Origin of the sequence: Pseudomonas sp. HMSC066A08 (genome assembly GCF_001813025.1) — a bacterium.
In the GTDB taxonomy this organism is placed as follows: domain Bacteria; phylum Pseudomonadota; class Gammaproteobacteria; order Pseudomonadales; family Pseudomonadaceae; genus Pseudomonas; species Pseudomonas aeruginosa.
The window spans coordinates 551,468-557,414 of the sequence record NZ_KV811305.1; the positions used below are offsets into that span (position 1 = coordinate 551,468).

Here is a 5,947-nt window from a genome sequence, read left to right on the forward strand (position 1 = left end):
GGCGAATAACCGCGAAGCGGTTATCCGCCGTTGCCTCGGTTCTCTTGGGAGCGTGCGCCTTCAGCGCTGGCGTTCCATCGCCGGACGGGCGAGCAGAAGGCGCAACGAGGCCCCCAGCGTTTCGCCATGACCCAGGCCGTCGAGCGGCTGGAAGTCCAGCGTGAGTCCGGCAACCCGGCGCAGGTCATCTACCAGCCGCGCCATCGCCTGGCCCGGCTCGGCTTTCAGCGAGCCGCGCGGGCTGGCCGGTTCGGCGCTGCCGCGCCAGAGCAGGAGTTCCGCGCGCTTTCCGCGCAGGCGCTGTTCGAGCCCCGCTCGTTCGCCGAGGATCGCCCCCTCGCGCCACCACAGCGACGGGCTGGCCGCGGCGTAGCGGGCAAACTCGCCGGGACGGGTGAACAGTGCGTGGAGCACCAGCAAGCCGCCGTAGGAGTGTCCCCAGAGGGTTTGCCGCGCAGTGTCCAGGGGCGCCTGCGCCGCCACGGCCGGACGCATGCCGTCGCGCAGCAGGTCGAGGAAGGCGTCGGCGCCGCCGCTGGGCAGGCCGTTGAGCGGGTCGCGCTGATCGGCCTGGCCGGGACTCGCCGGGGTGTAGTCGAAGGTACGCCCGGCGCGGTCGATGCGCAGCGGCGTGCGGTAGCCGATGGCGACCAGCAGCGGTGCGTCGCCGTCGGCCAGGCGTCTCAGGGTGGACTCGTCGAGGGCGCCGACGGCGGCGTTGCCGTCGAGCATCCAGACCACCGGGTAGCCGGCGGCGGGCGGTGCCTGCAGCGGTCGGCCGAGCCACAGCCGGTAATGCCGCTGGCCATCGACGGAGTCCAGGTCCACGACGCTGAAGCGGTAGGGCAGGTCCTGGCGTTGCAGCAGGCTGCGGTCCATGGTCGCCTCGAGGTCCGGTTGCGCCAGCGGCGCGCCGCCGGGCAGGGCCGCCGCCAGGGCGAGGCCCAGGGCGGCGACGAGCAGGGAGGTTCTCATCAGGCTTTCTCGTTATGGCTCAGAACGACGCGGTCAGGCTGGTGTAGAAGGTCCGTCCGGGCTCGTTGTAGGTCGCCGCGCCGGCCCCGTCGATGCCGACCACGCCCTGGGCATTGCCGGCGCGGAACAGGCGCTTGTCGAACAGGTTGTCGACGCCGGCGCCGAGGCTCAGGTTCTTGCTCAACCGATAGGTGCCGCCGAGGCCGGCGATGGCGTAGGGCGAGAGCTGGTCGTTGGCGCTGCCGGTGACACGGTCGCCGTGATAGTCGTATTTCTTCGGCTTCTGCTGGCCGTACCAGGTGACAGTGGCTTGCAGCGAGAGGTCGTCGGTGGCCTGCCAGTCGAGCATCGAGTTGAGGGTATAGCGCGGCGTCACCGAGAGCACGTCGCCGGTTTCCTTGTTCTTCGATTGCAGCATGTAGGTGAAGTTGTTGCTCCACTTCAGGCCGTCGGCCAGGGGCAGGGTCAGGGTGCCTTCGAGGCCCTCGACCACCGCTTTGGGCACGTTCTCCCACTGGTAGATCGCCGCGTTGGCGTAGTCGCCCTTGCCGCCGCTGGCGTGGTCGACCGGCGACAGGCCGGATTCGATCTTGTTCTTGTAGTCGTTGCGGAAGTAGGTCAGCCCCGCTACCAGGCCGTCGTGGCTGTACTCGATGCCCAGTTCCTTGTTCACGCTGCTCTCGGCCTTGAGGCCGTCGTTGCCGCGCAGGTAGCAACTGGTGCTTTGCCCATAGCAACCCTGGCCACGGCTGTAGAGCAGGTAGTCGGGGTTCAGCTGGTACAGGTTGGGGGCCTTGTAGGCGCGGGCGATACCGGCCTTCAGGGTGACCCGCTCGGTGAGCGCGTGGGACAGGTTCAGCGATGGGCTCCAGTTGTCGCCGACGATGTCGTGATGGTCCCAGCGCAGGCCTGGGGTGAGCATGGTGCCGGGCATCAGCTCGATGTTGTCCTCGGCGAACAGCGAGAAGATCCGCGCCGAGGAACTGCTGCTGCGGTTCTTTCCGGCGAGACCGGGGATCGAGCCGCCTTCCTCGGTGTTCTGGGTGTTGGAGCTGGGGTCGTCGAGCTTCTGCTCGGTCCACTCGCTGCCGAGGGTCAGGGTCTGCTCGTAGCCCAGGTGCAGCGGCAGGTTGACCTCGCCGTGGGCGGTCAGGTCGCGCAGGGTGGCGGTGTAGAAGCCGGCGTTGTTGGGGTCGAAGATACCTTCGGTGCCGCCGGCCAGGCCTTCGTTGATCCGGCTGTTGCGGGTCTTCTCGTACTGCAGGTAGGCCAGCGAGCTGCCGAAGTCCCATTCGCCGCGATGGGTGACCGAGTAGGTCTCGCGGTACATGCGGTTGGTCTCGTGGCCGAGCATCTGCTTCACGTAGTTGTTGCTGTTGGTGTTCTGCGTGTCGCCGGTGTAGATGTTGCCCTGGCGGCTGAAGCCGGCCTCGAACTCGAGGGTCTGCTCGGGCGTCAGGCGCCAGCTGAGCAGCCCGTCGATGTCCTTGTTGCGCACGCCTTCGCGACCGGCGGGGAGGGTGCCGGCCTGCTTGCCGGTGCGGTTGGACTCGTGGCCGGCGTTGATGTCCCAGTCGTCCGAGTCGGTCTTGGCGATGTTGCCGTAGACGCGGTAGCTGAGGTTTTCCGTGAGCGGCCCGTTGAGACCGAAGCTCATCCGTTCGCTGGCGCCTTCGGCCTTGTGCTGCGGGAAATTGCTGTAGACGCTGATATTGCCGTGGGTTTCCGCGCCGGCCTGCTTGGTGATGATGTTCACCACGCCGCCCGCCGCGCCGTTGCCGTAGCGCGCCGCCGCCGGGCCGCGGATCACTTCGATGCGCTCGACCTGGTCGGCCGGCACCCAGTTGGTGTCGCCGCGGCTGTCGCGCTCGCCGCGCCAGCCGTAGCGCACCGAGTTGCGCGAGCTGACCGGCTTGCCGTCGACCAGGATCAGGGTGTTCTCCGGCCCCATGCCGCGGATGTCGATCTGCCGGTTGTTGCCACGCTGGCCGCTGGAGCTGTTGCCGGTCAGGTTGACCCCCGGCATGGTCCGGATGATCTGCGACAGGTCGTTGCTCGGCGGTCGCTTGGCGATGTCCTCGGCGGTGATGATGGAAACCCCCGGCGCCTGCTTGGTTTCCTCCTGGGCGGTGGCGACCACGGTCTGCTCGCCCAGTTCGATGACGGAGCCGTCGCCCTGGCCGGCGGCGTGTACGGCGTTGGCGAGCAGGCAACTGGACAGCAGCAGGAAGGGAACGGCGGGAAGGGCGCGTGAGGACATCGGTGATCTCCGGGGCAATGCAGCGAAATGCAAGAGGTCACAAATGATATTTATTGTTATTTGAGAGTAAAGCGCATTAACTTTCTAAACACTTCGCCCTCAGGCGGCCGCCGGCAGCCACAGGTGCAGGCACAATCCGGGCTTGCCGTTGCTGGCCCAGAGCCGGCCGCCCTGTAGCTCGATGGCGCGCCGGGCGATCGCCAGGCCGAGGCCGAAACCTTCGCCGGCGCTATCGTCCAGGCGCTGGTAGGGGAGGAAGATGCGTTCCAACTGGTCTTCCGCCACGCCAGGGCCCTGGTCCTGCAGGCGCAGGTGCCAGAAGTCGCCCTCGCGCTCGCCGTCGAGGCTGACCGTGCCGTCCTCGGGCGAGTGACGGATGGCGTTGCGCAGGAGGTTCTCCATGGCCTGGGCCAGGCTGTCCAGATGGACCTCGACACGACAGTCGACGCCCAAGCGGCAGGGTAGCCGCGCCGGGTCCCAGCCGCTTTCGAAACAGGCGTCCTCGCGCAGTGCTTCCCACACCGACAGCGCCAGCACCGGCTCGGTGGGTAGTTGCGGGCGCTCGGTGTCCATCCAGGCGAGGTCGAGGGTGTCTTCCAGCAGTCGTTGCATGTCGCCGATTTCGCGATCCAGGCGCTGGCGCAACTGTTCCGGCGGTAGCTCGCTGTCGTGGGCGATGCGCAGGCGCGCCAGCGGCGTGCGCAGTTCGTGGGACAGGGTGCGCAGCAGCAGGCGCTGCTGGGCGAGACTCAGGCGCAGGCGCTCGGCCATGTGCTCCAGGGCCTGGGCCAGCTCGCCCAGTTCGTCGCGGCGGGCCGCCAGCGGTGCGGCGAGGGGAGTGCTTTCCAGTTCGTCGGCGCGCAGGGCGTCGGCGCGATCGCGCAAGCGGTTCAGCGGCACCACCAGGTGGCGATAGAGCAGCAGGCCGAGCAGGGCGGCCAGCAGGGTCGGGACTATGCCGTGGGTGACCAGGTGGGTCCAGGGGGTCAGCCCGCCGGGCAGCAGGCGCTCCGGTAACTGGATCACCAGCCGGCCCTGTTCGGGATGTCCGGGGAACTCGATGCTGACGTACGGCAGTTCGTCCTGCAGGCGCCGGCTCATTGGCCAGTCGAGCTTGCGCATGAAGGTCAGGTGGCTCGATTCCTCGGCGCTCAACGGCGTGCTGCCGAGGCTTTCCAGGTGGGGCCCGACCAGTGCCACCCAGGTGTCTTCCTTCGCCGACAGTTCCTTGCGGAAGCGTTCGGCGCCCGCGGCGCCCTCGCTGCGCCAGGCATCCTCCGCCTGCCGCGCGTAGTCCGCCAGGTAGCTGCGGTCGGCCGGGGCAAGGAAGTAGGTGCTGCGCTCCACCGACAGGCCCCAGGTGTAGATCAGCCAGGTCAGCAGCAGGCAGAAGCCGACCTGCAGCAGCGCCAGTTTCCATAACAGCGGGTGCTTGCGCATCAGGGGTGTTCCGTCTCCACCAGCAGGTAGCCCTGGCCGCGTACCGCCTGGATCTGCAGGTGACGGACGGCGACCGCGGCGAGTTTGCGCCGCAGGTTGCAGACGTGCACGTCGAGACCGCGGTCGAGGCGCGTGTAGCTGCGGTGCAGCACGCTCCGGTAGAGGAACGGCTTGCTCAGCGCCTCGCCAGCGTGTTCGCGGAGCGTCGCCAGGAGGCGGTATTCGGATGGCGTCAGCCCCGCCGGAAGGCCCTGGTGGAGCACATCCTGGGCCTGGTCGTCGAACACCAGCCGGGTATCCCGCCGCTGCGCCGACGGCAGGCGGTCCAGTCGTACGCGGCGCAGCAGGGCGTCGGTGCGGGCATCCAGCTCGGCCAGGCTGAACGGCTTCGGCAGGTAGTCGTCGGCGCCGCGGGTGAAGCCGCTGATGCGATCCTGTTCGGCGCCCAGGGCCGACATCAGCATCACCGGCGTGGCCTGCTCGCGGCGCAGCGACTCCAGCAGGGCCAGGCCGTCGAGGCCGGGCAGCATGATGTCCAGCAACACCAGGTCGAACGCTTCGCGCCCGGCGGCTTCCAGTCCGTGCGAACCATCGCCGCAGACGGTTACGCGGAAGCCGCGCCGGCGGAAATGCGCGTCGAGATCCTCGCGCAGGCGCGGGTCGTCTTCGACCAGCAGCAGGCGGGGAGATGGGGTTGAAATATGAGAATGATTCACGTTCGTGAATATCTCATTTTTGCCGGGTATCGGGCAATGGGCCAATGCGCCGCAGCGTGCGCGGAGCGGAAATACTTTTCGACAAAACCGTCGTTGCTTCGGCTTTGGTTCTGGCTTAGGGTCGGCGGGCCCGCAGGAGGCGGGCAGGAGTGTCGTGGCTATTGGCCAGCCTTTCGCGACGGCACTGGGTTGTACGATCATCTGGCGCGCTGCTGGCGCGTTGTTCGGGCCGCCCGCCGCAGGTGACTATCAAGGAAGATTCCCCATGCTGTTCTCCCAACACACCCGCCTGGTACACGTGGACTCCCCGCTGGGACCCGAGGTCCTGCAACTGCAACGGCTGGAGGGCCGCGAAGAGCTGGGCCGGCTGTTCAGCCACGAACTCGAACTGGTCTCGAGCAATCCCGCCTTGCCTCTGGATGCCCTGTTGGGCAAGCCGATGAGCCTCGCGCTGGAACTCCCCGGCGGCAGCCGGCGGTATTTCCACGGCATCGTCGCGCGCTGTAGCCAGGGCGCCGGCGCCGGCCAGTTCGCCAGCTACCAGGTCACCCTGCGG

General features: G+C 68.0%; 5 protein-coding genes. 1 reads left to right on the plus strand and 4 read right to left on the minus strand.

Translation table 11 applies throughout. The annotated features are described in order from the left end of the window. Positions 1-60 precede the first annotated feature (60 nt). The 4 genes from pfeE to HMPREF2886_RS18990 form a co-directional block, all read right to left on the minus strand. Positions 61-975: a ferric enterobactin esterase PfeE gene (gene pfeE, locus HMPREF2886_RS18975; RefSeq protein ID WP_070748068.1), complete on the minus strand. Its 915-nt coding sequence runs from the start codon at positions 973-975 to the stop codon at positions 61-63. 19 nt (positions 976-994) lie between these two features. Continuing rightward, positions 995-3,235 (minus strand): siderophore enterobactin receptor PfeA, encoded by a 2,241-nt coding sequence (pfeA, locus tag HMPREF2886_RS18980; protein WP_070748070.1) that lies wholly within the window; start codon positions 3,233-3,235, stop codon positions 995-997. 99 nt (positions 3,236-3,334) lie between these two features. Next, entirely contained in the window at positions 3,335-4,675 is a 1,341-nt protein-coding gene (gene pfeS / locus HMPREF2886_RS18985) for a two-component system sensor histidine kinase PfeS (RefSeq protein ID WP_042169089.1), read from the minus strand. Next, the gene (locus tag HMPREF2886_RS18990) at positions 4,675-5,391 is read right to left on the minus strand and encodes a response regulator transcription factor (protein WP_034029491.1); all 717 of its coding nucleotides are present in this window, start codon (positions 5,389-5,391) and stop codon (positions 4,675-4,677) included. Before HMPREF2886_RS18990 ends, pfeS begins: the two co-directional genes overlap by 1 nt. Before the next feature lie 265 nt (positions 5,392-5,656). Here HMPREF2886_RS18990 and HMPREF2886_RS18995 point away from each other — a divergent pair. Then, a partial coding sequence (locus HMPREF2886_RS18995) for a contractile injection system protein, VgrG/Pvc8 family (protein WP_256562461.1) occupies positions 5,657-5,947 on the plus strand: 291 nt, incomplete at its 3' end.

Excerpts from the sequence above, each read along its gene's own strand:
- pfeE (WP_070748068.1), bottom strand. The coding sequence starts at position 975 with ATGAGAACCTCCCTGCTCGTCGCCGCCCTGGGCCTCGCCCTGGCGGCG.
- pfeA (WP_070748070.1), bottom strand. The coding sequence starts at position 3,235 with ATGTCCTCACGCGCCCTTCCCGCCGTTCCCTTCCTGCTGCTGTCCAGT.
- pfeS (WP_042169089.1), bottom strand. The coding sequence starts at position 4,675 with ATGCGCAAGCACCCGCTGTTATGGAAACTGGCGCTGCTGCAGGTCGGC.